Annotated in this window: 18 protein-coding genes; 9 read left to right on the top strand and 9 right to left on the bottom strand. The window is 51.1% G+C overall.

Annotated features, from left to right (window positions below; all coding sequences use genetic code 11):
- Positions 1-11: 11 nt before the first annotated feature.
- The 5 genes from SH302x_RS26590 to SH302x_RS26570 form a co-directional block, all read right to left on the bottom strand.
- A complete protein-coding gene (locus SH302x_RS26590; protein ID WP_479366130.1) occupies positions 12-875 on the bottom strand; it encodes a hypothetical protein in 864 nt (287 codons plus the stop codon).
- Positions 876-910: 35 nt separating this feature from the next.
- Positions 911-2,059: a glycosyltransferase family 4 protein gene (locus tag SH302x_RS26585; RefSeq protein ID WP_479366128.1), complete on the bottom strand. Its 1,149-nt coding sequence runs from the start codon at positions 2,057-2,059 to the stop codon at positions 911-913.
- Positions 2,056-3,099 (bottom strand): glycosyltransferase family 2 protein, encoded by a 1,044-nt coding sequence (locus SH302x_RS26580; RefSeq protein WP_479366126.1) that lies wholly within the window; start codon positions 3,097-3,099, stop codon positions 2,056-2,058. The genes SH302x_RS26585 and SH302x_RS26580 overlap by 4 nt, the downstream gene beginning before the upstream one ends.
- Positions 3,099-4,430, bottom strand: a complete 1,332-nt coding sequence (locus SH302x_RS26575; RefSeq protein ID WP_479366125.1) for a glycosyltransferase family 4 protein — start codon at positions 4,428-4,430, stop codon at positions 3,099-3,101. The genes SH302x_RS26580 and SH302x_RS26575 overlap by 1 nt, the downstream gene beginning before the upstream one ends.
- A gap of 98 nt (positions 4,431-4,528) precedes the next feature.
- Positions 4,529-5,398 (bottom strand): glycosyltransferase family 92 protein, encoded by an 870-nt coding sequence (locus tag SH302x_RS26570; RefSeq protein ID WP_479366123.1) that lies wholly within the window; start codon positions 5,396-5,398, stop codon positions 4,529-4,531.
- Positions 5,399-5,602: 204 nt separating this feature from the next.
- Between SH302x_RS26570 and SH302x_RS26565 the strand changes: the two genes are divergently transcribed.
- Positions 5,603-6,397: a hypothetical protein gene (locus tag SH302x_RS26565; RefSeq protein WP_479366121.1), complete on the top strand. Its 795-nt coding sequence runs from the start codon at positions 5,603-5,605 to the stop codon at positions 6,395-6,397.
- A 75-nt stretch (positions 6,398-6,472) separates the two neighbouring features.
- Here SH302x_RS26565 and SH302x_RS26560 read toward each other — a convergent pair whose 3' ends face one another.
- A complete protein-coding gene (locus SH302x_RS26560) occupies positions 6,473-7,786 on the bottom strand; it encodes an MFS transporter (RefSeq protein WP_479366120.1) in 1,314 nt (437 codons plus the stop codon).
- A gap of 140 nt (positions 7,787-7,926) precedes the next feature.
- Between SH302x_RS26560 and SH302x_RS26555 the strand changes: the two genes are divergently transcribed.
- The 7 genes from SH302x_RS26555 (at position 7,927) to SH302x_RS26525 (ending at position 16,746) form a co-directional block, all read left to right on the top strand.
- Entirely contained in the window at positions 7,927-8,994 is a 1,068-nt protein-coding gene (locus SH302x_RS26555; RefSeq protein ID WP_479366118.1) for a dipeptidase, read from the top strand.
- Positions 8,995-9,260: 266 nt separating this feature from the next.
- Positions 9,261-11,708 carry an RHS repeat-associated core domain-containing protein gene (locus SH302x_RS26550; protein WP_479366116.1) on the top strand — a complete coding sequence of 816 codons (2,448 nt, stop codon included), beginning with the start codon at positions 9,261-9,263 and terminating at the stop codon, positions 11,706-11,708.
- A 126-nt stretch (positions 11,709-11,834) separates the two neighbouring features.
- Positions 11,835-12,533, top strand: a complete 699-nt coding sequence (locus tag SH302x_RS26545; RefSeq protein WP_479366115.1) for a hypothetical protein — start codon at positions 11,835-11,837, stop codon at positions 12,531-12,533.
- 6 nt (positions 12,534-12,539) lie between these two features.
- Positions 12,540-13,700 (top strand): PDZ domain-containing protein, encoded by a 1,161-nt coding sequence (locus SH302x_RS26540; RefSeq protein WP_479366113.1) that lies wholly within the window; start codon positions 12,540-12,542, stop codon positions 13,698-13,700.
- Positions 13,701-13,702: 2 nt separating this feature from the next.
- The gene (locus tag SH302x_RS26535) at positions 13,703-15,706 is read left to right on the top strand and encodes a hypothetical protein (RefSeq protein ID WP_479366111.1); all 2,004 of its coding nucleotides are present in this window, start codon (positions 13,703-13,705) and stop codon (positions 15,704-15,706) included.
- 392 nt (positions 15,707-16,098) lie between these two features.
- A complete protein-coding gene (locus tag SH302x_RS26530; RefSeq protein ID WP_479366110.1) occupies positions 16,099-16,242 on the top strand; it encodes a hypothetical protein in 144 nt (47 codons plus the stop codon).
- 111 nt (positions 16,243-16,353) lie between these two features.
- Positions 16,354-16,746, top strand: coding sequence for a hypothetical protein (locus tag SH302x_RS26525; protein WP_479366108.1), 393 nt, complete (start codon positions 16,354-16,356; stop codon positions 16,744-16,746).
- 908 nt (positions 16,747-17,654) lie between these two features.
- Here SH302x_RS26525 and SH302x_RS26520 read toward each other — a convergent pair.
- The gene (locus SH302x_RS26520) at positions 17,655-17,837 is read right to left on the bottom strand and encodes a DUF559 domain-containing protein (protein ID WP_479366107.1); all 183 of its coding nucleotides are present in this window, start codon (positions 17,835-17,837) and stop codon (positions 17,655-17,657) included.
- 126 nt (positions 17,838-17,963) lie between these two features.
- On the opposite strand from SH302x_RS26520, the gene SH302x_RS26515 reads away from it, so the two are divergent.
- Entirely contained in the window at positions 17,964-18,287 is a 324-nt protein-coding gene (locus SH302x_RS26515) for a hypothetical protein (RefSeq protein WP_479366105.1), read from the top strand.
- Positions 18,288-18,351: 64 nt separating this feature from the next.
- Here SH302x_RS26515 and SH302x_RS26510 read toward each other — a convergent pair whose 3' ends face one another.
- Positions 18,352-20,424 carry a glucosidase family protein gene (locus SH302x_RS26510; protein WP_479366104.1) on the bottom strand — a complete coding sequence of 691 codons (2,073 nt, stop codon included), beginning with the start codon at positions 20,422-20,424 and terminating at the stop codon, positions 18,352-18,354.
- A 150-nt stretch (positions 20,425-20,574) separates the two neighbouring features.
- A complete protein-coding gene (locus tag SH302x_RS26505; RefSeq protein WP_479366102.1) occupies positions 20,575-24,885 on the bottom strand; it encodes a PVC-type heme-binding CxxCH protein in 4,311 nt (1,436 codons plus the stop codon).
- Between the last annotated feature and the right edge of the window lie 51 nt (positions 24,886-24,936).

The raw sequence follows: 24,936 nt of genomic DNA, 5'->3' as shown, positions 1-24,936 counted from the left end.
AATGTCCCTGCCTACAGCGAAACTTGCAACACTTCTAGTAGACGCTCGCGCTTGGCTGTTCGTAACTCTGGCCTGCCGTCTAGCCCCACTTCGTGCAGCCAGTGATCCCGCCATTCAAAATACGCGTCTCGCAACGACGTCCCGGGCCAAACCGCCACTTGCTGAATATGCCGATCACGCAGTTGAGCAGGATCCACTTTGCTATAAAGTCGATTCCAATTCGCGCCACCAGTGTCCAAACCCTTGAACCAGTCCAAACCAAAATCCAAGTCCACACTGGACAACTTCTCAAGGTTGAAAAAGCAGTAGCCTGCCCACAGAAACCATCGCGGCCCAGCCCATCGCTTATCGCCATAAAACGCCAACTCCCCTAGCTCAACAAACGGGTCGGTTGGTTGCGTCGGCATTAAGTCATGGTCCAAAAAACCAAATTGTCGCGGCCTAGCTGGTTGCAAGATCCACTTCCACGTCCAGTTCATGGCGAAGCCATGCGATCGACTGAAGTTTCGGCCGTTCCAAGGATTTTGTGGAACGGCGGCATAAGCAATTCCCTGCTGCTCGCAAATCGCTTGAATACGCAATTGGGCATCCGGATGACTTGAGTTATCCACCACCAAATGGCGTACATCCGAGATATATCGCTGCACCAGTTGCGTCTGCAGGGAAATCAATTGTGAATCATTGAACGCGATGGTGACAAGCACTTTGGGAGCGGCTCGCAATCGGTCAACAATCGCTGGCACATCATCCGCTTGGCGAGGCGAGGCTTTAAGCCCTTGCCGATCGATCCGCTGGTAACGCAAGGTCTTCAAAGCATGCGTCAACGGTCGTAAACGCAACCAATCGCCAACATGATATTCTTGAAGAGTTCGCATGGTTTGCCAGCTCCAATGGAACTGCCTAAGGAGTTTTAAGCAGACTTCCTAAATCGATGAAAGTGTCGACCGGCGATATTTTCGTAAAGCGACTCAATTGCTTGATAGTTGTCTTGAATGGTATACGCTTCCATTGCCCTGCGAGCTCGTCGACCTAATCTGCGCCGTGTAAAAAGATTGCCACAATCCTGCACCGCTCGGACCAATCCCGACAAATCTTGAGGCGTCCGAAGAATCAATCCACTAGTGCCATGCTCAATGAATTCCGCAGCCCCATTGCAAGTCGAGGTAATCACCGGCAACTCGCAAGCCATCGCCTCTAGTACCGTCAAGCTGCATGCGTCATAAAACGTCGGTAAAGCAAAGATATCCGCAGCACCGTAATACTGTTCGACATTGTTGCAAGGGCCAGTAAAGGTCACTCGGTTGTTGCCAACCTCATAGCCCGCAGCGCGTTGGCGATGCCCTCCCACTACGATCAAATGATGCTTGACGATCGCTTTGTCGGACAGCATACGCAACAACAGCGGAACGCCTTTGAGGGAATGATGATGAGCGACGGTTAAGACTGCGATCTCCTCATCGCTGACATAGAGTTTCTGACGCGCGGCAACGCGAAAATCCTGTACCGCTTCATGACTAAAACGACGTATGTCGACGCCGTTGCGGATGACACGGATCTTGGATGCAGGCACGTCATGAAACAACATCATATGGCCAGCGACCATTTGTGAGACCGCTAAGTATGTGGTTTCTGTTTGAGCGTACTGCTTTCGCGCTAAACGCACCAACTGACGGTGCCGGACCGAACATGACTTTAAGAGCTGATACAGTCTTCGCTGAATACCCTGAAAACGCTTCGCTTTCGCTCGTTCGATAACATTAGGGCTCCCTGTATGCGGATGAAAAATGTCACTATGGAAGCCAAAGCCCATATCATGCACGACATCAAACTGCTCTGACCCGGTGTAGTTTGCGGCTAACCTTGCAAATTCAAAGCGATTACGACATGTGAGTACCACTTGCTGTACACTTGGATTTCCATCCCAGTCGGCAGCGCGCCGCGAAAGAATCAATACGATTCGATGACCTCGGGAAATCAACCACTCGATAAAGCCCGAGGTCCAGCCTTCCGCTCCGCCCCGCGAGGCCGTCAATCGATTCACGACAATCGCTATTCTCATAAACTCCCTCCATCACAGTATACGGGCGAAGTTTGCTGGTTTCGCGGAACTTGTCGAGTCATTCGAAGCTTAAGTAAACGCCAGTAGAATCCGAAGGAAGACTTCCAAGCGATCGCCCTAGGTGCGAACTGCATGGCCTGATTGCGAAGCGCATCTGCCGCTTCACAAAGCCCCTGCTTTTTTGCTTCTCGTGCATCTGAAAGAAACGTTCGCCGAACAAGCTCATGGTGCTGGAACTTTGTGATGCAAAAATGTTGCCGATACGACTCGTGATCCATCCCGTCACACTGAGATGTTTCCATTTCCTGCTGTTGCCAACTCGTCGCCGGGTCCTCTAAGCCACGCAACCGCAAGTTGCGCGAGGCCTGCGCGCCTAAAGTAGATAGACTCTGACATTCCACGCGCCGTGGATTGATTTGGCTTAGGTCGCGACGATAGTGCAGAAGAATCTCCGGATGATTAACGATCACGAATCGTTCTGCTGCTCGCAGCCACAAGTCGTAATCTTCTGCAAATAAAAACGCTTCTCGATATGGGCCGGGCAGTTGCCTTAAGGCATTGGCCCGCATCATCATGGTCGGATGCGCAATGCAGTTGGACTTTTTCAAGGCCTCGACCACCTCGGTGTAAGCCATCGGCATCCGCACTGCTTTGATTACTCGACCGGCATTATCAATTAAGTTGTACGCAGACCCCAAAAAGCTCACTGTGGGATGAAGTTTGAGGTAATCAAGCTGCGCTGCAAACCTTTGAGGCAAAGCAATATCGTCGGCGTCCATTCTCGCGATCAACGGACTATGGCATTGAGAAATCCCAAAGTTCAAACTAGCCACAATCCCTGTGTGAGACCGACGGAAGAATCGAATTCGGCCATCAGTCTCCTTCCAACGTCGCAGCAGCTCTAAGGATTCATCCGTTGAACCATCGTCAATACACAACAACTCCCAGTCACAGAACGTTTGGCAGCGAATCGATTCAATCGCTTCCCGCAAATACTGCGCTGCGTTGAAGACCGGCATGACCACACTCAGTTGCGGCATCAGGCGGCCCTCGATGACTGAGCGGACGGTGAAGCGGTCGAGCTTCGAAGTAACGACTCCATGTGGGCGGTAAAGTCTACAGCAAAGTCATCCCAACTTCGGCGCACGTATTTATTCTGAATATGCTCGGTCGCTTGTTGACAAATCGATGGGTCGTCAAACCAATGGCCAATGGTAGAGTGCCAGGCCCTAAAATCCATTGGATCAAGATGATGGGCAAGGCCTTGACTAGCCTCGGGCATCGAAGAACTGCTGGAAGCAATGCAAGGCTTGCCATACGAGAGGCTTTCCACAATTGGTAAGCCCCAACCTTCGTAAATTGCAGGATATAAGGTGAAAGCACAATGCTGATACAGCCAGCTAAGCTCATCATCACTGACGGAATTCAAGATAGTAATCGAATCCCTCGTCAAAGGATCATGCTCTAGCTGCGCAAGCAAATCTCCTGTCAACCAACCGCGAGAACCCACAATCACCAGTCGAGGCACCTTGCGACCCAACGCCAACGATGCCTCTTCCGCATAGCGCCGCCAGACTTGATACAACAACTGATGGTTCTTGCGAACTTGAATGGTCCCAACAGCCAACGCAAATGGCTCAGCAGCGAAATCCGCTGCCAGGGCGACGGGACGCACCGGAGTGCCAACGGTCATATCGGCTCCCAGGTGGATGACGGCCGACTTGCAGGGAGTAATCTGTTGCTGGGCAGCGAAACGCAGTAAATCTCGCTGCGTTGAATGCGAAATGGATAAAGCCAACGTACCATCGCCAATGACGACTTCAAGAAACCTGCGAAAGCTTTCGACCGCTGTTTGGTCCGCAAACTGGTGGGGATACAAGATCGGTATCAGATCAGACACAATCGTTACCAGCCGCACGCCATGCTGATGAATCGTATCTTGCAAGGCGACCGGCGAGATCATATCCCAAGTGCTGCCACTGAGCACCAAGATATCATCGCGTTGCCAAGGGACTTCTGCACAAGCGGTTGAAGTCCGGGGGAGGCTTGCTTTAAGTCGCCTTGTCCATTGACGCAGATTGCGCTCGAAGGTTTTACCCAACGTACGCAACAGACTAGGCGGTTTCCGCCTAGGGCCACGAGCCGTAATTCCACTGCGACCATACTCGGCCAACAACTGCTCCACACTGTCTCGTGGTTCTGCTTGCATGCAGGAGGTGTAGCGGTTGAAGGCACAGAACCGAATCTGCTCAGGAGATATCCTTTCGACGGCCGACTTCACTACATTGGCTTCCACGCGAGTTAAGCCGACTGGTGTGTAGCTCCTAAGCCGCTTTAGCGTGGTGACATCAATCCAAACTGTCGGCTCCATCCTGCCATCCTAATCAAGCGAAATTCCCTTCGGTGCCACAGCGTATTAGCAAATTCGCATATCGGTCGCAATGCAAAACACCGGTACTCTTGGAAAATTCATCTTGGGTCGCCGCTATCCACATTCCCGATAATCTGCCAGACCGTCGGCAGAATGCTGTCGTCGTAAACCTCGTTTAGCTTCGCTTCGAAATCGAGATGCCACTGCAATTGCCGTTGTGCAGAAGTCGATGCATCTCCTCGGGCGACCTTCGTATGCAAATCCTCGATCGACCTGGACCAATAATGATGGATGCGCAGCTTTTCAAAGGTTGGCTCGACGCCTTTGGAAACTGGGCGGCGTAGGCAATCTAGGCCGACTCCGACCCAATACTTCGATTGATGGACACCGGGCTTGTAGACATAGCGAGGATTAACGATCGACTTGACTGTGGTTTGATGAAACCCGGCCCGACGCAAGTAAGCTTGAGTAACTCTCTGTGCGGGGCGCTGTTGATGCCCATTCGCCCCAAAAAACGCTTGCCATACTTCAACCGCCGGCAAATCGACGAACTCTTTCAAGACCGACGGCACGTTGACTTGCGTGGGTGAGAACAAAAACTCGTCTAGGTCAATCAGTGCAATCCAGCGACTGGATTTCCAATGCCGACGACAACAATCGCGATACGCGGCCACTTGCCCGACGGGATACGGCCAATCCTTCAGTGTCACCAGCCCGCGTCCAATCCAGGGCGCGAGGACCTGCAGGTAGTTATCAGTTGAGAAATTGTTGTAGAGATAGAATTGAGTGACTCCGATGCCGACATGAAACTCAATCCATTCATCGAGAAAGGGAGCTTCATCTCGAAAGATGGCACAAATGGCCAGTTCGTGCCGAGCGCTTTCGCCATAGCGACGTTCACGCCAATGCGCACGCCACAGCAAGGGAGCCCTAAGGCAGGCTTTCAGTCGTCGTAGGGAAGGCTGCATCGTTGAGAACTTCCGAATGTGATTTCCCTACCCGCGTCACGCGGTTTTTGCTATTATTCGATCGAACGAACCTCTGCGGTACGACATAGGAGTTCAACTTAGCAACCGTTTTCATTGAATGTCAATGTTGCCTGCGATGAATTCGCTTTCTCGAACTTTTCGCGCCGAATGTATAAATAGCTTCGCAAAGACAGGGTTGATGTGATGCCAAAAGAGACGCGAGCGCTCGTTAAAGCTCAGTCGACAGGAAATGAACTCCAGCCACCGATTGCCTGCCAACTGCCACTACGAATCGAATGGACGGGCATTGGCTTTGTGACTGTAGGAGTAGTCTTACTCTTCCCAATGATGGTGATGATCGCAGTCAATTGGGAAGCGCCCATCGTGTTAAAGTATGCAGCTTTCGTACTCAGTTGCGGGTTGATGCTAGCAGGGATTTTACTTTTAGTCGTAAGTCTGCCGTCGGAACGGCAACAAGTCGAGCGGATGCAGGCAGGCGATTACTTGTTTCATTGGGAATTTGATCGGAGTTTACTGCGACAGTTGGCGTGGCGACAAATGCGAAGAGCGCCGATCCCTCTGCTAATTTGGCCGTCTGTTGCAGGAATATTGTGGAGCTTTTACTGGCTAAGCGAATTGATGGACCCTGTAGCTCGCGTCGAAACCGCTGGTTCGCTGTCATCGCTCCCATGGTTCGCGGGAATCGGGATCGGCCTAGGTACGGCATTCACGATTTTCAAATGTAGCCAAGCGGTCTGGTATGGACGAATGACTCCCCATGCCATCATTGGACGAAACTATGCCTATTTCAATCATCGATGCTTTGCGGTGACTCGAGCTTCGCAAAGTCACCAGCCGAAAATTGAAACGACCGATAGCAAAGATTTTCTCGTCTTGTTTTCGGTGGGATCATATCGTGGGAGTACTTTGTATCACGAGCATCGAATACCCATTCCCGCTGGCAAGTTGCCAGAAGCCATCAAGTTGACCCAGGTTTGAAAATTGCCCAATAGGACGAAAAAGAAGCCCATCGTTGTAGTTGCTCTCGTGTTCTTACTGCCTCGGCTCAGCGATTTATGAAACGCGAGGCTGCTGCACAGGCCGCGTCGCATCAATACCCAGCATAGCCAACGCGGCGACCGCAAATGACGCGGAGCATGCGACGAAGACCAACATCTGCCCACTCCCGCTAGAACTCCCTCGGGCAACCAAATACGGTACCATGACCGAACTCAATGAAGCCCCCAAATTGCCCCACATGTTCATCCACCCATAGATGCCCGATGTGTTTCGCCCTCCAACGTCTTGCACAAAAGCCCATATCGACGGATTGGCAACGTCATTCATCAGCGACACCACACCGCAACATGCAATCACCAGCCAAACCGACTGAAACATCGGACAGATCAAATACGCTAGCGATGCCAGCAGAGCTGGGACCGCCATTGGAAGTACCCTGCCCCATCGCAACCCCACTTTGGAGACCGTCCAATCTCCCAACCAACCGCCAAACAATTGCCCCAACATCCCCATCGATAGTACGCCTGTTACCAAAGCAGCTCCCATTACTTCACTAACTTGACCCGTTTCTTTCACAAACGTCGGCAGCCAAGTCACCAGGAATACCCAGCCTATATTGACGCAAAACTGAGCGATCGAAACCAACCACAGGGATCTGCTTTTACCGCATGCAATCAACATCGGAACTACATCGGTCAACGATGTGCGCTGAGAATCCCCCGGTGCGCCGATCAACTGCTGTTCCTCCGAATTCACGTTCGGATGTTCTGCTGGCGTGTTGCGGACGATCAACCAATATCCCAGCGCGATCAACAATCCGACAGCACAATAAACCCACAACACAACTCGCCAGCCACCCAAATACAATATCAACAAAGTGGTTAGATACGGAGCCAATGAACCGCCCAGCCGACCACCAAAGGCAACCCACGAACTCGCTTTGGTGCGTGCTCCCAACGGGAACCATTTTCGCAGCACGCCACCGGAGGTAGGATAAGCTCCCGCTTGAGCGGCACCGGTGGCCAAGCGCGCAACCAGCAGAACGCCTAAACCACCCGCTAGCCCCGTGAGCCCTGTCATCAACGACCACACGACAATGTAAATTGGCAGCATCTTACGAGCACCAAAGCGATCGCTGGCCCAACCGGCTGGAATCTGAAGCAGCGCATAAGTAAAGAAGAACGCGCCCAGCACTCGACCGATCGCTTCTTGAGGCACCGGGAAATCTGCGCGAAACGATTCGCTTTTGACAATCTCACCCAAGCAGATGCGATCCAAATAAAGAATAAACGCCATCGCGACGCTGATGCCCACTACTTGGTAGCGCACGTTCGTGGACTTGCCAGCTTGCAGTGAGCTTGAATTCATTTTGACAACCAGCCCGATCGGTACAATGGAAGACGGCAATCCATAACAATGCTCAGTAATGTATACTCATTCAGCCGGCTTGGGGGATCGCGCAGCTGGCCCGTTGGCAAATCTCCATCATAAACTTCCTTGAACCTATCATGCTGTTATTCGACGCTCACTTGGATCTCGCTCTCAACGCGGTCGACTGGAATCGCGACTTGCGTTTGGATATCGAAGATCTGCGCGCTCAAGAACAGGCCCTCGGATTGACTTCCCCGGGGCGCGGCAACTGCACCGTCAGCTTGCCAGAGCTTCGTAAGGCACAGATCGGCGTCTGTTTGGCGACACTGCTGGCTCGCCAAGAGCCCGAAATCAATCACGATTTTGGTTGGACAACACCGGAAGCTTGTTACGCCATGGCGCACGCTCATCTTGCCTACTATCGAGCAATGGAGCGAAGTGGTTGGATGCGAATGCTAAAGACCAAAGAACAACTGCTTGACCACGTTAACGCTTATAAAAAATCACCGCAGTCTACGCCGCTGGGCTTCATTCTCACGATGGAGGGTGCCGACCCAATTCTTACCCCCAACACCATCGAAGAATTCCACGAGCATGGCTTACGAGCGATTGGTTTAACGCACTACGGCGCAAACCGCTATGGCGGTGGAACTCGCAGCGAAGTCGGCTTGGCCTTGGACGCAATCGAACTGCTTGAACATATCGAACGGTTGGCGATGACCGTAGACATGACCCATCTGTCGGATGTCGCGTTTTGGCAAGTAGAAAAAAAGTTTCAAGGTCGTATCCATGCCAGCCATCAGAACTCGCGCCGCATCTGTAATTGGCAGCGACAATTCAGCGACGAACAATATCAAGCGATCATCGACCGCGATGGAGTGATTGGGATTGCGTTTGATATTATCATGCTGCAGCCTGGTTATGTGCGCCGGCAGTCCACGCGTGATGTCGGTATCGAACGCGCGGTCGAGAACATCGACATCATCTGTCAGATGGCAGGCAACGCCAAACATGTTGGCATTGGCAGCGATTTAGATGGCGCGTTTGGCAATGAACAAACGCCGCATGATCTGGATCGCATATCTGACTTGCAAGTCCGTATTCCAGAACTGTTGGCACAACGAGGTTATCCTGCAGACGACATACAATCAATCATGCACGGCAACTGGCTACGCTTCTTCAGCGAGGCGTTACCGGAAAAATAAGCTGCGCATCGCTGGTGCGTAACCAGCTTTCCTTACCGCGAGTTTTGAGTCTCACCCTTCATGAACTGTTGACGCAGTTACGAAAGTTCCGGTGCATTTACCGAAAACTTTCTAGAATTTTGTTGACACGCGGTTTTGCGACCTTTAGAACCAAACGTCAACGACGCTTCGTTTCACTTCGTCATGCCGATTAAGGGATCGAGTTCGCCGCAATGCTATCACACGTGCGTGTTACCGATCCACCTCTCCCACTCGGAACTTCCACTATGCGGCTACCGGAGGACAAGTGGTATACCAATTCGGCCAATGCGACCTTGACTGTCAGCACCACCACGCAAGGTGGCAGCCTCAATGAAGTCCAGCGCGTTGGCTCGACTGCCAGCGATTCGATGAGCGGTACGTTTACGCTGACCTACAGCGGCCAAACAACGTCTGCGATCTCTGCCACGGCAACTGCCGCTCAGGTGGTGACTGCTTTAGAAGCCCTCTCCAATATCGGCAGCGGCGATGTCGCCGTAGAACTGTTGCCAGCCGACTATGGAACAGGCGATCGCATCTATCGCGTTACTTTTCAAGGTGCTTTAGCGGCCACCAATGTCAGCCAGATGACGATCGACGTCAGCAACATCACGGGTGGCTACTATTCTTCGCCCACAGCAGTCCAAGCGACCGATGTGACCGGTGGTGTCTTTAGTGAAGTCCAGCAACTGACACTCAGCAACGCCAGCGGCGGAACGTGGCGATTGGTATATCTAGGCGAAGTGACCGCACCACTGGCACACAATGCCAATGCAGCGGCCGTCGAATCGGCCCTAGAATCGCTCAGCGGGATCGATCAGGTGACCGTCACCGGTTCCAGTGGCAATTTTACTGTCACCTTCGCGGGCTCGCACACCAACCAACCGATGGAGCAGATCTTCGGCGATGCTGCCAATGCCTCCAACGGCACTCTGAACCGAACGATTACCAAAGAATACAACGCTGCCAGTGAACTGGTCAGTGTCAGTGATCCTAGCAGCACGATTGAGTACACGCGAGATGCCCTCGGCCGCGCGACCAGTATAGAAAATGTCATCGCCGGTTTATCACCCGTGGTGACGTTGGCTCAAGTCTTTGACGCGGCCAACAATCGCACGCAACTGAGCGCGACGATTGGCAGCACGGCGGACTTTAAGAACACCTACCAGTTCGATGCAGTAAACCGACTTGTAGATATTGTGCAACAATCCCAGTCGGGCGGTAACGCTGTGACGGCAAAACATGTCACGATCGGCTATAATGGACTCGGCCAGCAGACTTCGATCCAGCGTTACCAAAGTACAGGCACCTCCAATCCCGTGGCAACTACAACGTTTACCTTTGATACGATCAATCGCTTAAGCAATCTGGAGCATAAGCAAGGTAGTACCATTCTGGCCGAATACGGTTATACTTACGATGGCCTTTCACGCTTCACCAGTATTGATTCATCAATCGAGGGTCTTTCGGAGTTCGTTTACGATGCCAAAGGGCAATTGACAAGCGCCGATCATGCGTCGCAGACCGATGAGACTTATTCATACAATGCCAACGGCTCTCGTTCGATGACTGGTTACACCACCAGCAGTAACAATCGCACGACGGCGATGCCAGGGTTTACTTTTGCGTACGATGATGAAGGCAATCGTACACGCAAGACGCAGACTTCCAACGGTCACGTGCAGGATTACGAATGGGATCATCGCAATCGATTGACATCGGTCAAATTCCGTAATTCCGTCGGTGGCTCAATCACCAAACAAGTGGATTATGAATATGACGCTTACAATCGCTTGGTCAAGCGAACGTATGATGCCGACGGCGCTGGCGGTGGCTCGCCGACCAGCCAGTACTGGGTTTACGATGAAGGCATCAATGCCGTGTTGCAGTTTGATGGTAGTGCGGCCAGCGATCTTGCGCATCGATATTTGTGGAGCAACCGCGTGGACCAATTGCTTGCCGACGAGCAAGTCACCAGTCTTGGCAGTGGCGGCAACGTGTTATGGGCGTTGTCCGATCATCTTGGCACAATCCGCGACATTGCAGACTTCGATGAATCCACCGGTATTACCGCCATTGCCAATCATCGCAAGTACAACGCCTTTGGCGCCTTGATCAGCGAGACGAACGCTGCATTAGATCTGATTTACGGCTTCACCGGCAAGCAGTTAGATGAAGTCACACATTTACAGCACAACCTTTACCGCTGGTACGACGCCGCCCTCGGCCAATGGCTCTCAGAAGACCCCCTTAGCTTCGAAGCTGGTGATGAGAATGTAAGAAGGTACGTACACAACAACATTCTAAAACGAATTGATCCCCTCGGGCTGCAATCATCTGAGGATTCTACAAGTTCAGATATTACAGTAACACCAACGCCTGGAAAAGACAACGCGAGTGTAGATCTGGAGATAACGCATAAATGGTCAATGGGCAACTACAGTGGAGCTACCTCAGCTTACACAAATGTCCCTTATGGCAAAGGAAAATATGTCTATCGGTCAGAATATAATCCTACTCCCGAGGTTAAATTTGGCGTGGAATATGGAAATACTTGGCGTATGTCAGATGCTTATGGAAAATTTGATTGGAGTTTCAAGCCACCTGATGGCTACGGCACCGTGCTTAAGGGTTACATAGAAAAGAAAGAAGGTAGTCCCCCAGTGGTGGGCGGAGTGCTCGAGCTTAGCTTCTAGTGTCGACTTACATTTAAATTAAAAGCTTGAAAATAGGGGTTATCTTTGGACGCAAACTCAGATTGTGTGATAATTACACCGTATTCTCACCGGATAGAACCAAGTGTCGAGCGAGGTTTGCGGGAAATGGAAAAACGTGGCTATGTTGTTTGGCGGGAATATGGGATTTCTGCGATTGACTACGCTCGTAGTTTACTTGCAACGAGGGCTATGGATAAGCAATTTAAGGAAATTGTTTGGATTGACAGTGACGTCGAATTTCTTCCAAATCAAATAGACGAATTGCGAAAAATAACATGGGAGTGTCTTGCCCAGGCAAAGAATACACCACAATCTTTCAAAGCAATTTCTGCTCTTTCAGCAGAGTTTGAAAAACCAGGCGTACTTTGCGGTATATATGTAAAAAAGTCTGCCACAGACTTGGCTGCAAATTTTTGCAGATCAACAAGCGAAATCGAATTTGGATTGTTGGGTAAGCCTTTGCTGATTAAGAATGCCGGAGCTGGCATGATGTTAGTTCGTAACTGGGTTTATAGACTAGTTGCCGAAAGGCAGCACCTTCCTCTTTGCGGTGCAAACACCAAAGTTAGAGTAATACCTTACTACCTGCCGATGGTCGTCATTGAAGAAACTGGTCAAGGAGTTTATCTGTGCGAAGATTATGCATTTTGTGAAAGAGTGAGAGATTCGGGAATACCGATTTTCGCAGACACCCGCATGCGACTTTTCCATATTGGTTCGTATGGGTTTAGCTGGGAAGATACGGCAATAAAAGTGCCTCGACATGAATCTTTTCATTTAGAGCGTGATACAAAGGCGTCTTAGTTCACTATGCATTTCTTGAAACTTTATTTAATGTCGCAGGTTGGGATTTTATTATGCATTCTAGCTTATGCTGGCGAAGAAGCCCTTCTTGGTGATCCAACTGCGTCTAGCAACCCGGACACAAGCTTTATAATGCCCTATTGCGTCGATTCTCCATTTCCCCACCTCCGCATAACTGCGAATAGCAATGAAAAACCCCGGAACGTAGACGCGTTGATTAATTGTCGCGCAATTTCAGAAGTCGAATTAACAACACTTGAATCACTTGGACACGATACGCAATCATTGTTTCTAGGTCGAGGGCTTTTAGGTTTGAACCACTTAAGGGCACCAATCCGAACAAACATTCCTTTTATAAAGATTGACGCCGCAAGCGTTGCTGTTCTTCCCGAGTTTGACCTTATAAGGTCTAGGTTTGCAGCAACACTGAACCGCGATTGCTTACGCCATTGCAAGGTCGAGCTAAACCCTTCAGCTAAACAATTGAAGGTTTCGCATGAACCAAGTGACAGCGATTCAGCAAGCATAAACAACCCTCCAACTATTCCTGTCAACGTCTCAGGAAAAGCGTTTAATCTGAATGTCGACCTGTCGCTGGATGTAGCAATAAATCTTTCCTTGAAAACCGCTACACTATTATCCGAGATCGATAAATCCGTGCTAGTCTCTCAGTATGGTGACTCTTGGTCAGATAATCCAAATCGCCGTCCGTTTCTTTTGAAGAACGTGTCTATTGGCGGCATCGTTTTTAATTCCCTTTACACCAAAGTATCGGGTGCAGAAGACAAAATTGGGGTGTTAACTCTTAATCGATTCATATCGACAATCAACTTTTCCTCCGGGGAAGTAACTCTGGTACCCAGAAACATCGAAACTTACATTGACCACTCCCACTTCGACGGACTTGCGTTTATAACTAAACCGCACATTAATAATGCGACACTGCAAATTACTAAAGTCGCACCTGACTCAGTAGCTTACCACAGCGGCTTTCAAGTAGATGATCAAATACTTTCTGCTAATAATATTTCACTAAAACCGCTGACCTACGTGGCCTTGACGAACTTCCTTCATGCTGTTCTGTGCATTCGAGACAACCCACTTAGAGTAGAAATACAAAGAGGTGATGAGCTTATCACGCTCCACATGGGAGGTGTTGAAAGATAGACATGGTATTGATTTTCTTTACCCGTCGAACACTGTTATGTTTGTCGCTATTTGTATTTGGCAACGTTCCGATTCTGTTGTTTGCAGATGTGAAGATGCCGGTTTGTGCTCTATTGGCGTCCTACAACAATATCGATCAGCGGGTGCATCAGATTTCTGGCGTAGTTGTTCGAACAACTGACAATGACTATTTTTACATGTCTGGTGATTCACGGAGCAAAGCGTTTATTGGGAATATGGAACTTCGCTTTCCTGTGACAATCCCAACAATCGAGGAAAAAACTTTCAGATTGCATGTGAGTGCCGATAATTGGCAACATGCCAGCGGGGTTTATTGGTTAACTTTAAGCAGTTTACTTCCTCAGTCCTTGCTCGATGAATTGAAGGACGAATCTGTATTACTTACCGCCTCAGACCTTGAGAATAGTACGACTGATGGTGAGTTAAGCCTACATTCATATTTGCCAATGGGCAATTCTTGTATTCCTTTGACAATCAAGTGCGTGAAGACGCTTAATATCGGTCGTCACAACTCTTCTTTTTTCCAACTGGATGTTATTGAAACAAGGCTGCATATTGGCTCGCCAGTTTTCTTAATATCATCGCTGTCCAACTCGCGATCGTTTGCGGGATTATTGGTATCCGCGCAAAACAAGCGTATCGGAATTGTTGCCACTAAGGAGTTGCTATTTAAACTTCTGACGCTGCAGCAGGTACCAAACGAGACTTCGATTGAAACGCCATCGACATCTGACTACTTCGCACATGATGATTGCTGCTTCATCAACCTCGTCCAACTTGATGATCGATTTATGGCTGTTATTGCTCCGACGGATAGTCTTGCCATGAATCGCAAAATGCAGTTTGCATTGCCGGTTGTGAGTTTTGAAGCTGAGGCGGAGTTGCGTGCTGCAATAGATCAAGTCTCTTGGACGCATACAGAGTTTGGCTTCTCGTTGGGGCACTTGGATACACGAAAGCTGCCAGCAAGAGTTAGTGGCATGATTTCTTCGAATGCGATGGTTTTAAAATCTGTCAACCTTGATCAGAAAAAGGATTCGAGTCTTTACTTAGGTCAACGTATTGGTGCCGATGCAAACACAGGATGGTCTGCCATCGAGTGCTCGCTAGACGACTCCCTGGGAAATCCGTTTTATCAAATGTTTACGGTAACTGCTCCTGTGAATCCTCTTTACTTTGGCCAACCGATTTTTACTATCGACGAAAGAGGTCGCAAATGCCTAGAATCAATCGTTTTTAATAAGCCAGAGGCCTTGCGAAGTCCAGGGTCATTAACATTGCAACATGCAGTTGTATCATCTTATTCTAATTGCATAAGCATTAACGCGATTGTTAGTCATCCGGCAGGTGCCTATACTGGCGATACCAGTCAATTAAGTCCAGCACCCAAAGTGCGATCATTTGTCAGAGACTCTACTGGTAGAACGGCAAATGCATTCGTTGTGGAATCCGAAAACAAGTTACTTTACTTAGTCACAACGAAGCATCTTATAAAGCAACTAGGATCGGGTTTTGAGTTATGCTTTAATTCATCTGGGGGCTCGATATTTGATGATTGCGTATTGGATATATTGAATGCTGACTGGCAGACAGATGTATCAGATGTTGCAACATTACAAATTGATCAATTTGTCAGAGACGAAGATAAGGAATTAGTAAAGCGCGCATCTTTCGGAATTGACAGTGCGACTACCAAAGTCTGCTCGGAGCAATTTGTTAGTTCCATGCTTGATGGTAGTTTTTATACTTTCAAAATATCTCAAGCCACCGAAACTATATCACATTCGATGCCCAATTCTATGGATCAGGTGTTTTTAGGTTATCCCGGCGTTGTGAGTGGGTGCAGTGGCTCTCCCGTTTTCTTTTTACATGAAGGTAGACTTCAGCTCAGCGGAATGATTCTGGGTAATACCTACACGACCGAGAATCGAGGCTATCTCTCGGTGATAACCGTTGTCGACGCAATCAAGAAGCTGATTGATTAGGTTTCGCTTGAGTTCAATAGCCGCGTAAGCCTTCGACGGGACTAGATGTTACGGGCCGAATTGTGATCGAAGTTTTGGCCTAATTGAGACGGTAGAGAATATTAGAAGTTTGAATTGTGAAGTTCAAAGTTTGAAAGACTTCTTTGGCCGAATTGTCACGAAGCCTAGAGAACCAACAGAAGTTTGAAGTTTCAAAGTGCGATAGGTCAAATTGATGTCGTAGCTTCAGGCGGGCCGAATTGGTGTCGCAATGGCTACTGGGCGCGTCGTTAGAGTAATGGACGCAGTGACGTCTTCCTCCACGAGCTTTGCGCCTTGGTGTGAAATTTTGCTTTTGTCTCACTCAAAGACGCTAAGGCACAAAGGACGGTTGCTGAGCACCGATGGGACTTATGACTATCTCCGACAACGAAGGGAACACGATTCGTCGAACCAAGATCTCCGATGGTAGTGTCCGTGAGATGGCTTGGGATCATCGCAATCGCCTGGTGTCGGTAACTGATCGAGTGAGCATGGGCGGGCCGGATCACCCATGACTCTGGCTCCCTTCTCCCCTGTCTTCAGGGGAGAAGGGCTGGGTATGAGGGGCCGTGCTCTTGCTTGCGGTTGCAACGGTAGCATGCTGAATATGAACATCGATAGACAGGATGATCAGGATAAATCACTCCAATCCTCTGCATCCTGAATATCCATGTCAACTCCCAATCGCACCGGCATCTAGGAACTCGCGTTCGAAGTGTGTTCGTACGATTGATTCGGAGACGGTTTGGGTTTACAGTGAAGGCCATGCGCTGCTGCAATTCAGACATACCGATGGAGCCGGCAGTGCGCAAAATCTCAGGTTTTCGAATCGTTACTTGTATGCGGATATCGTTGACATGCTATTGGCGGACGAGCAGTTCTTGACCAACAATGGTCCGCTGTTGAGTGCCACGTCGGCAAGCGGTACTACTAGCACGACGCTTTGGCCGCTGACAGACCACTTAGGAAGCGTGCGCGATGTTGTCGATAACAGTAAAGTTGTTCGGCAGCATGTTTAGCACACCAATCCTATTGCGACACGTTGGGGCAAGCCCAACGGTCGCTCAGAGCGCGCGATCTCAGAACAATGTGCCTTGGTCTTCTGTCTTTCAAATGCTCCCGGCTTGTCCGGGGGATACTTCCGCTTCTCGCTACACGGGTCGGCCCCCCTGGATCCTAAAGCTAATGCTCCCGGCTTGTCCGGGAGAGGTTTCCGTTTCTTGCTAAAGAGCGATGTTGACTAGCGAGGAACCGAACGATCCACCGGACGAGCCGGTGGGATTCCCGTTCTGGCGGGCTCTTTGGTGTAGCAAGAAACCCAACCATCCACTGGGCAAGCCAGTGGGATTTGGATCGCGCTGCGCTGCAAGCATCGATGCGCATCTGTGCCTTGTGCCCAGTCTTCGCAATAGGATTGGTGCGCGAAGAGCGACCGAATTTCTTTTGGCAGGAGAATCAGGGCAGTAGAATAGATTCCATGACCATTCTCCTGCCCTCATTCTCTTGCCCAGACTTTGCAATTGGATTGGTGCGCTAAAGCATGACGTGCGAGCATGTGCGTTCGGGGCTTGTCCCCGACGGACACCGCTTTGGTGTTCTAGACAGCTAAAGTCTGAGGCAGAGCGCAGCGGTCGAGCTTGGTCGCGTGGTCAGCGATCTGCCGCAGGTTGCTTTGCTGGTGGCTGAAGGCTGTCAAGCTGGACTTCCTAAACTGAACCTGAAGAAACGTTGCCGAGGCGACATTCGATATTCAGATTGATTGTACAACGAATCGAGGGAGACCTCGAATAAGATGGCGGCGCGATCACCCATGACCCTAGCTCCCTTCGCCCCTGTCTTCAGGGGAGAAGGGCTGGGGTTGAGGGGCCGTGCTCTTGCTTTCAATCGCGACATGCACAATCGCACGGATTCTCTCGATCACCAATTTCTAATCTATGCAACAGAAGTCGACTGTGTATGGAGGTATGGGCACCTCGCGACGAAATTTGGCTTTACAGCACTGGCGATTGCGAATCCATTGCCAGACATGATCCGCAAACTCGTTAGCTGTTTGCCTCTGAGATTTCGCGAATTGAATCAATTCTTCAGAACGAGCATGACTGCGTTTCATATCTGGCATCTGTAGTGTAAGCCCCTCACCCCCAACCCCTCTCCCCGAAACGGGGCGAGGGGAGCAAGAGCACGTGCTGGGATGCGACTCTAAGGCTTGTTGTGAGCAAACGCTACAGGCAAGCTTTTGGATGCGGATGGCAACGGGACGATTGATTCGGAGACGGCTTGGGTTTACAGTGAAAGTCATGCGCTGCTGCAATTCAGAGATACTGATGGCGTCGGCAGTGCGCAAAATCTCAGGTTATCGAATCGTTATTTGTATGCGGATATCGTCGACATGCTATTGGCGGACGAGCAGTTCTTGACCAACAATGGTCCGCTGTTGAGTGCCACATCAGCCAGCAGCACTGCTGGCACGACGCTCTGGCCGCTGACAGATCACTTGGGCAGCGTGCGCGATGTTGTCGATAACAGTAAAGTTGTTCGGCAGCTTATTCCAGAACTCTAGGCGCAACGAGGTTATCCTGCAGACGACATCCAATTGATCATGCACGGCAATTGGCTACGCTTCTTTAGCGAGGCCTTGCCGAAAAATTAAGCTGCTTATCGCTAGGACGCAACCGTTGCTCCACGCCGTGAACGCTCACCATTATATCTTCTTCCCCAGGTTCCAGCACTTGCAGTATTACCGTTCCATCGGCTCGAGACTCACAGTTCAGCACGTACCCCTGCAAGTGAATCTTTGAAATCGTTAACGATGGCCAATCCGTCGGTAGTTGCGGCGTAATCTCACAACCACTGGCGGTTGGACGCAGCCCTAAGAATCCACGCAACATAATCTGTGGCACTAGCACGCTTTCAAAAAATTCGCAGTCGATCCCCAAGCCACCGGCGGTACCACAGCCTTGCAACGTAACGCCGGGGTGGCTCGCATAATAAGCCCGGTAACCGCCGGCATTATCGATGTCCGCTTTCCAGTCCACGATCGTTTGTAATCGCTGCCATGCATCATCAGGTCCAAACACTTTGAGACGCGATGATAAATCGAAGTAGGAGAAGCCGAGCACTGCTCCGCCATCTTGCACTTGGCCTCCCCAATCGATGGAAGCGGGACTGTTCCACGCCCAAACATAAGTCTCCACATTTCGACGAGTTGTCGCTCGCGGACCAAAGCGCCAATGATAGATGTCAGGGCCCGTGGAAGTATCTTGCGCGACGATACGATGCCCGTTCAGCCACTGGTAGATTGCTTGAGATTGTTCCGCACTAGCCAAACCGTAATGGATCGCTTCTAAATTGACGAACGTAAACCCATAATCCCAAGCAACACCCTCGCTATCGACCCAGCCTACAAATCGCTGAGCGTCGGTATTCCAAAAGTATCTTTGGAAATTGTCTTTAACATCGTTTGCCAGGTGCCTTAAGCGGTGCGAATCGAAATCCCGCTGGGGATCGATCAGCCAACCGGGATGCGCATCAATTGCTTCTTCGATCTGAGCTAATTGAAGCATGGCAGCGTACAGATAGATCGTTGCCAAAGCATCGTGGCCGCCAAAGGGCAATAAGTCCCAGTAATTGTTCCCTACTCCTAGCCCCGGCCGCATCGTCGTTTTGCCACTCGCGTCCACCTCCAGCCCACTACGGCCATCGTGGCCAACCCAGGGGACAAAAACGTGATGCTGTTGATCTACCTGGAACTCGCGAACCGCGAACTGCATTGCGGCGCGCATCCGATGAATGTTCGCCTTCAAAAAATCAACATCACCTGTCCACATAAAATACTCTGTCGACCCGGTCACAAACATAGTGTTGGTAATCGGGTGGCGAGTATCGATCGCAGTAATCAAAGATTTCAGCGAGATCTCCGCTCCTACCTCCGTTGGAATGGTCAGCTTGATGCGACGCAGCAGTCCCGCATACTCCGGATGACGGTACACGGGCACATTATCATAGTGCATGACCGATGCGTCACCGGTTGGCGAGAATGCTACGGACCTGTCTTGCGAAAATTGTTCTTCGTTATCCAGCAGCCACCGGAGCGTGCATGGTTTGCTGCGGTCAGTACGCGCTGCGGACCATTCCAGTCGAATGAAGGGCGCCACAATCGTCCCGCATTGAAACTGCGGTGTCGTGAGAGAGACTTCGGTAGCGGTTGCTTTCAACTGCAATCCCTGCTGTGGGTCGATGGCCACAACTTCAGCGCCTTCGATGGCCCACCCTTTGGTTGTAGACAAGGGCTGCAAATTAAAGTTCTGAATCGCCCAAGCTTCGCCAGCGGTAGAGAAGTGCCAGCCTTGTCCGGTGCTTTGTTGCCAAGCGGGAAAGGGCCAGCCTTCGCTGTGAGCCATCCCGCGATGTTGCTGCATCGATACATAGCCTTCTGCATCGATGGGTCGCTGCAAGTAAACATCGCGATAACGCTGCTGCTGCTGGCGGCTAGTCCACAGGGTCGAATAGGGAATCCATGCGTCCCACAAAGCGCAGTTGGTAAAGGAATTGCCAAACTCTGTTTGCAAAGCATTAAACGCTTTGACTTGCTGCGTGTCATGGCCTCCAACCGAAAAAAACGGTTCTGTTTGCGCCGCTGCGATTTGGCCGATCAAGCACAAAAGGAGCAACACGAGGGGTGGGCGATGGGTGGGCATTTGAGGGAGTGGTCAGGTAGGAACGATCGAGGTGGGTAGGAGAGGCTGATGTTGGGAGGCTAGAGCTTATCATAAAGAGAACAAGTCTCCTTGGAATGCTGGAAGGTCACTTCGCAGCATCAGCGATATCTTTCTCCACAAACCTTGCGATTATTCGACAAATGCGATATCGGACGATCGCAAAACGAAGTCGTTGGGTAGATCGCGAGCGTCTAGCCGCAACAGCACGCTGTGCGTTCCGGCAGATAAGTTGGCTTGGAAGGCCTGTCCGCCGCTGGGCACATCGGCATGTACTTGCACCTGCTGGCCGTCTATCCACACCGCTGCGTTTTTGGTATTGCTTAACTGAAAGTTCGCCGTCCGGTCCGTGGCAACTTCAATCTTGGTTCGCAAGTAAACGTGTACCAGCGAGATATGCAGTTGAGTTTGCGTTAGCGCTTCGAGCGCAGCTTTATCCACTCGCCCATTGACGCGAGCTTGAAAGGGCTTCCAACCTTCGGTCAATGTGCCGTCGATAATCCGCTCTGTCCCATCTTGTTCCAAGCGATGGGTACCAGCCAACACTTCATAGACGCGAGCGACACCGCCTCGGCTCGCATCAAAATCCCCTTGCTTGCCAAGCTCGGTAATGAAGCGAATCAAGTCAACCTGATCTTGCATCGGCAGTCGATCCACAATGCCACTTGGCATCAATGAAATTCCGTTGCGTTTGCCGACAATGTCTGGAGTGGGAATGCGTACCACTTCATTCGCAGCAGTACGAAGGACCGTTTCCGCTTCATCACTAGACAATTCGATGCCGGTTATCACCTGCCCATCTTCCGTAGCAACAATCGTCGAATGGTAGCCTTCCTTAATCTTCGCGTTGGGGATAAACAGCGACTCGATGATGTAGTCTACCGGAGCGCTGGCACCCAAGCTGGTCATGTCGGGACCGACTTTGCCACCCACGCCACCGATCGCATGGCAAGTTGCACAAGCTAACTCATGTCGACGGTAAACATCTTCACCTCGATGCGGATCGCCCTGCTCTGCTGCTAGTCTTGCATATTCTGCCAAGCGGTCTGGCGTTAATTGCTCTGCGGTCATCATCTGTCCTGACAAGGGTATCAGTGCCGCAACCAACTCTTGTTCTTGGCGACCTTCCGTCGCCACTCGCAAGCCTGCTTGCGCTGCTAGTTCGGTCAGTGAGCTGTCTGCAAGCTTGGGAGCCAATCGTTTGCCGGCATCCCCGGCGTTCAGCACCGCTCGCCATAGCTGTTGTGCTTGCTGTTGGTCGCTCGTTTGCGAGATTGCTTTGAAAATCGCTGGCGCAGCTCGATCCAAATCGGTCGCAGCCAGCGCCGCCATGAGATCCACTTGCAACTCTCCTGCGGGTATAAGATCCACCAGCTTGGATAGTTCATCGATTGAAGCGGGCGATTGAATTTGACGAAGAGCGACAATGGCGGCCGTTCGCACCGGTCGAGTTTGATTGTCGCTGGCGGCAAGTTCGCTGAGCGTCGTGGTGGCACTCGCCAGCTTCCATTGACCGACGAGTTTGGCGGCCGCTTGCTGGATCATGGGCTTCTCGGACCTGAGCAGCGCCAGCACGCGCTGGGGCTGAGGTGCTGTTAAATTGCGAGCACGATGCGCTTCCTGGACTGCGTTCAATGCGCGAGCCGTAGCGGCTTGATCGAACTTACCACTTACCGCTTGTTCAAACAAACGATCCAATTGGTTGGCATCCCCTGCTTTCCCAATCAATTCGATCCATGGCCCTTGGCCGCTGGATGTTAGCTGGTGCGTATTCAAATAGTCGCTGAGTACCTTGGCCGACAACGATGGTTCGATGGCCGTCATCACATATTCCAAATGCTTGGCGTCAAAGCTGTTGATCGCTTCATCGGTATCCAGTTTCGCCAAAAGATCGTCGGCTGATTCATTCACGGTCAACCATAAAGCGTAGTCCAAGAAGTTGTCCATCTCTTGATCCAGAACCTTCAACGATAATCTGGCAGCATCAAAGGAAGCCAACTGGCCCAGCCCGCGGACAGCTTCCAAACGAACTCGCGGAAACGGGTCTTGAATCGCTGCGGAGAATAGCGGCAGCGACTCGTCGGGATTGATGCGTTGATCGACGTCGGTGCTTGCGCTCGACCAATCGCTCAGCACGCGGACACTGGCAGTCCGAATATTTGGATCCTTGGCTGCGAGCAGTTGGCTCAGTAATTCTCGATTGGCGATATTAAACGCTTGGTGCATCCACAAGCCCTGCAGCAAAGCGAACTCATCGGTCTGCGCTGCAATCCAGTTGGGTAGTTCACGTATCGCTTCGCTGCCACGTTCGATCAAGCCCCGTCGCGATTGTTCGCGAACATAGCGATCGTTCTGCAGAAGGTTGGCGTAAAGCTCTTGAATGGACAGCGACACAAGAGATTTGCTTTGGCGAACACGTCGAGTTTCTGCAGTCGTCGCGGCGTCGCCTTTATATGCCACGCGCCAAATACGACCGTGCCAACGGTCGCGACGTGGATCGCGGAAGTCGACTTCGCCGTGATTGATGATGGGATTGGACCAATCCGCAATGTAAAGCGCGCCGTCTGGACCTTGCTTAACATCGATGGGACGGAACGACGTCGCGGCCGTCCGCAGCAAGTCTTCTTCCTGTTGTGTGACAAAGCCTGCTCCTCGATCGCTGACGCTAAAGCGAGTCACACGATTGGCGCGAAAGTCACACGTAATAATGGAGCCTTGCCAGCTTTGCGGAAACGAATCGCCGTAAACAATCTCTTCCGAAGCGAACTTCGGCCAGCGTCCTGGGCTGATCAGTTCCAATTGCCGACGTGCATTAGGCGTCGGATTGAACATCGCTCCAGGAAAGGTGTAAGCGATGCCTTCAAAGCCCGCTCCATCGGTCAAGAATGAATTGCCGAAGCGATCAAACTGATGGCCCCATGAATTCCACAACCCGCGAAAGAACACATCCATTCTCAGGTTCGCGGCATTCATACGGAAGCCGCCACCAGCCTTTAATCGCGTCACGCCTTGTGGAGTTTCCGCATCAGTCCGTGTATAGACAGATTGATTCAGATACATTCTGCCGTCAGGTCCCCACAACAAAGTGTGTAAGTTGTGATGCGTATCTTCGGTACCGAAACCGCTCAGCACTCGTGTTCGCTGGTCCGCTTTGCCGTCGCCATCGTTATCTTTCAGAAACAATAGGTCGGTGCTTTGCGCAACATACACACCTCCGTTGCCAGGCAGAACACCAGTTGGAATAAGCAAACCATCGGCAAAGACCGTTGCTTTGTCCGCTTTGCCACTGCCGGTGGTATCTTCCAGCACAACGACCTTGTCGGGCGCTGCTTGGCCTACTTCGATCATGGGATAAGCTTCCGAACTTACGACCCAGAGACGACCTTCTGCATCGAAGTTCATGTGAATCGGTTTATTGAGCTGCGGATTCTCGGCCCACAACGTCACTTCAAATCCATCGGCCACTGTAAATTCTGGCGTGGGCTGAGGCGTGAACTTGGCATACTTCGATTCGATACGCGATGGATCTCCTACGTCGACAGTTGCGGTCAAGCCAGCCAGTTTCGCAATACGAGCTTCTTCCTGAGCCACGAGTTCATCGAACTGAGGAATCTCTACGGCGTTTTGCCCCTGTTCATGTTTGCGAAAGCCAAACACGTAGGCCATGTTGGCTGGTCGAGTGCGATGGAACCACCACTGGTTTTTGCGCAAGATCACGTTACGCAGCGATTCGGTGTTAGAGCTTGTTTCCCAATCGGATTTAGGCAATTGGAGCGATTCAGCAATGAGGCTGGCGGCTTTGCGATAGCCTTGGTTGTTGAGCCGAATGGGGTCTTGATGGTATTGGCCTTCGCTGGGGATCTGGCTTAAGTCAACGTAAGGTGCAGCGCTTTGCTGTGCCAGCGATTGAATGACCGCTCGGTAGCTGGCCAAAGTTTCCGTGTGCGCCGAATCGTCGGCCCGCGAGATGGGCGACAAGAATATCAACTTGGCGGTAGGATCGATACGTCGCACTTCTGCAATCAATCGTTCAAACTCTGCTTTGAACTGATCCACGCCTCCTTGCCCAAACTCCAGCGAGCTAGCCATGCCGTAGCCAAAGACGACTATGGACGGCTGCGTCAATTCCAGTTGAGCGACTAACTGCTTCCAGCCTTCATCGGCGCCTTCGCGCCCGGCTTGCAGCAGGCTTAATCCGAAACGCGATTGACCGGCCGGCGTGTCGCCACTCCACCCCAAATTGCGGAATCGCAGTTGCTTGTCAGGCATCGCCGTGGTCATTGCGACTTCGATCCAGCCAAAGTACTGCTCTTGTTCAATCAAGCCGTCGCCTAGCAACACAACAGTGTCTTCATTGCCGAATTGAATTTGCTGCGCAGCCGCCCAAGGAGTCAGCAGCATACAGAACGTAGCAAAGCATGCAAAAAATCTGGATTGGATCATAAAGAATATAGCAATGGTGGGTGGGAGTTGTGGGAGGGAAGTTTGAACGGG

It is taken from the genome of Njordella calcicola (assembly GCF_056494125.1).
Note: the sequence above shows the minus strand (reverse complement) of the source record. Positions and strands in the feature narration are given on the sequence as shown.

Coding starts and splice junctions, on each gene's coding strand:
- SH302x_RS26590 (WP_479366130.1), bottom strand. CDS start 875: ATGCGAACTCTTCAAGAATATCATGTTGGCGATTGGTTGCGTTTACGA.
- SH302x_RS26585 (WP_479366128.1), bottom strand. CDS start 2,059: ATGAGAATAGCGATTGTCGTGAATCGATTGACGGCCTCGCGGGGCGGA.
- SH302x_RS26580 (WP_479366126.1), bottom strand. CDS start 3,099: ATGCCGCAACTGAGTGTGGTCATGCCGGTCTTCAACGCAGCGCAGTAT.
- SH302x_RS26575 (WP_479366125.1), bottom strand. CDS start 4,430: ATGGAGCCGACAGTTTGGATTGATGTCACCACGCTAAAGCGGCTTAGG.
- SH302x_RS26570 (WP_479366123.1), bottom strand. CDS start 5,398: ATGCAGCCTTCCCTACGACGACTGAAAGCCTGCCTTAGGGCTCCCTTG.
- SH302x_RS26565 (WP_479366121.1), top strand. CDS start 5,603: ATGCCAAAAGAGACGCGAGCGCTCGTTAAAGCTCAGTCGACAGGAAAT.
- SH302x_RS26560 (WP_479366120.1), bottom strand. CDS start 7,786: ATGAATTCAAGCTCACTGCAAGCTGGCAAGTCCACGAACGTGCGCTAC.
- SH302x_RS26555 (WP_479366118.1), top strand. CDS start 7,927: ATGCTGTTATTCGACGCTCACTTGGATCTCGCTCTCAACGCGGTCGAC.
- SH302x_RS26550 (WP_479366116.1), top strand. CDS start 9,261: ATGCGGCTACCGGAGGACAAGTGGTATACCAATTCGGCCAATGCGACC.
- SH302x_RS26545 (WP_479366115.1), top strand. CDS start 11,835: ATGGAAAAACGTGGCTATGTTGTTTGGCGGGAATATGGGATTTCTGCG.
- SH302x_RS26540 (WP_479366113.1), top strand. CDS start 12,540: ATGCATTTCTTGAAACTTTATTTAATGTCGCAGGTTGGGATTTTATTA.
- SH302x_RS26535 (WP_479366111.1), top strand. CDS start 13,703: ATGGTATTGATTTTCTTTACCCGTCGAACACTGTTATGTTTGTCGCTA.
- SH302x_RS26530 (WP_479366110.1), top strand. CDS start 16,099: ATGACTATCTCCGACAACGAAGGGAACACGATTCGTCGAACCAAGATC.
- SH302x_RS26525 (WP_479366108.1), top strand. CDS start 16,354: ATGATCAGGATAAATCACTCCAATCCTCTGCATCCTGAATATCCATGT.
- SH302x_RS26520 (WP_479366107.1), bottom strand. CDS start 17,837: ATGAAACGCAGTCATGCTCGTTCTGAAGAATTGATTCAATTCGCGAAA.
- SH302x_RS26510 (WP_479366104.1), bottom strand. CDS start 20,424: ATGCCCACCCATCGCCCACCCCTCGTGTTGCTCCTTTTGTGCTTGATC.
- SH302x_RS26505 (WP_479366102.1), bottom strand. CDS start 24,885: ATGATCCAATCCAGATTTTTTGCATGCTTTGCTACGTTCTGTATGCTG.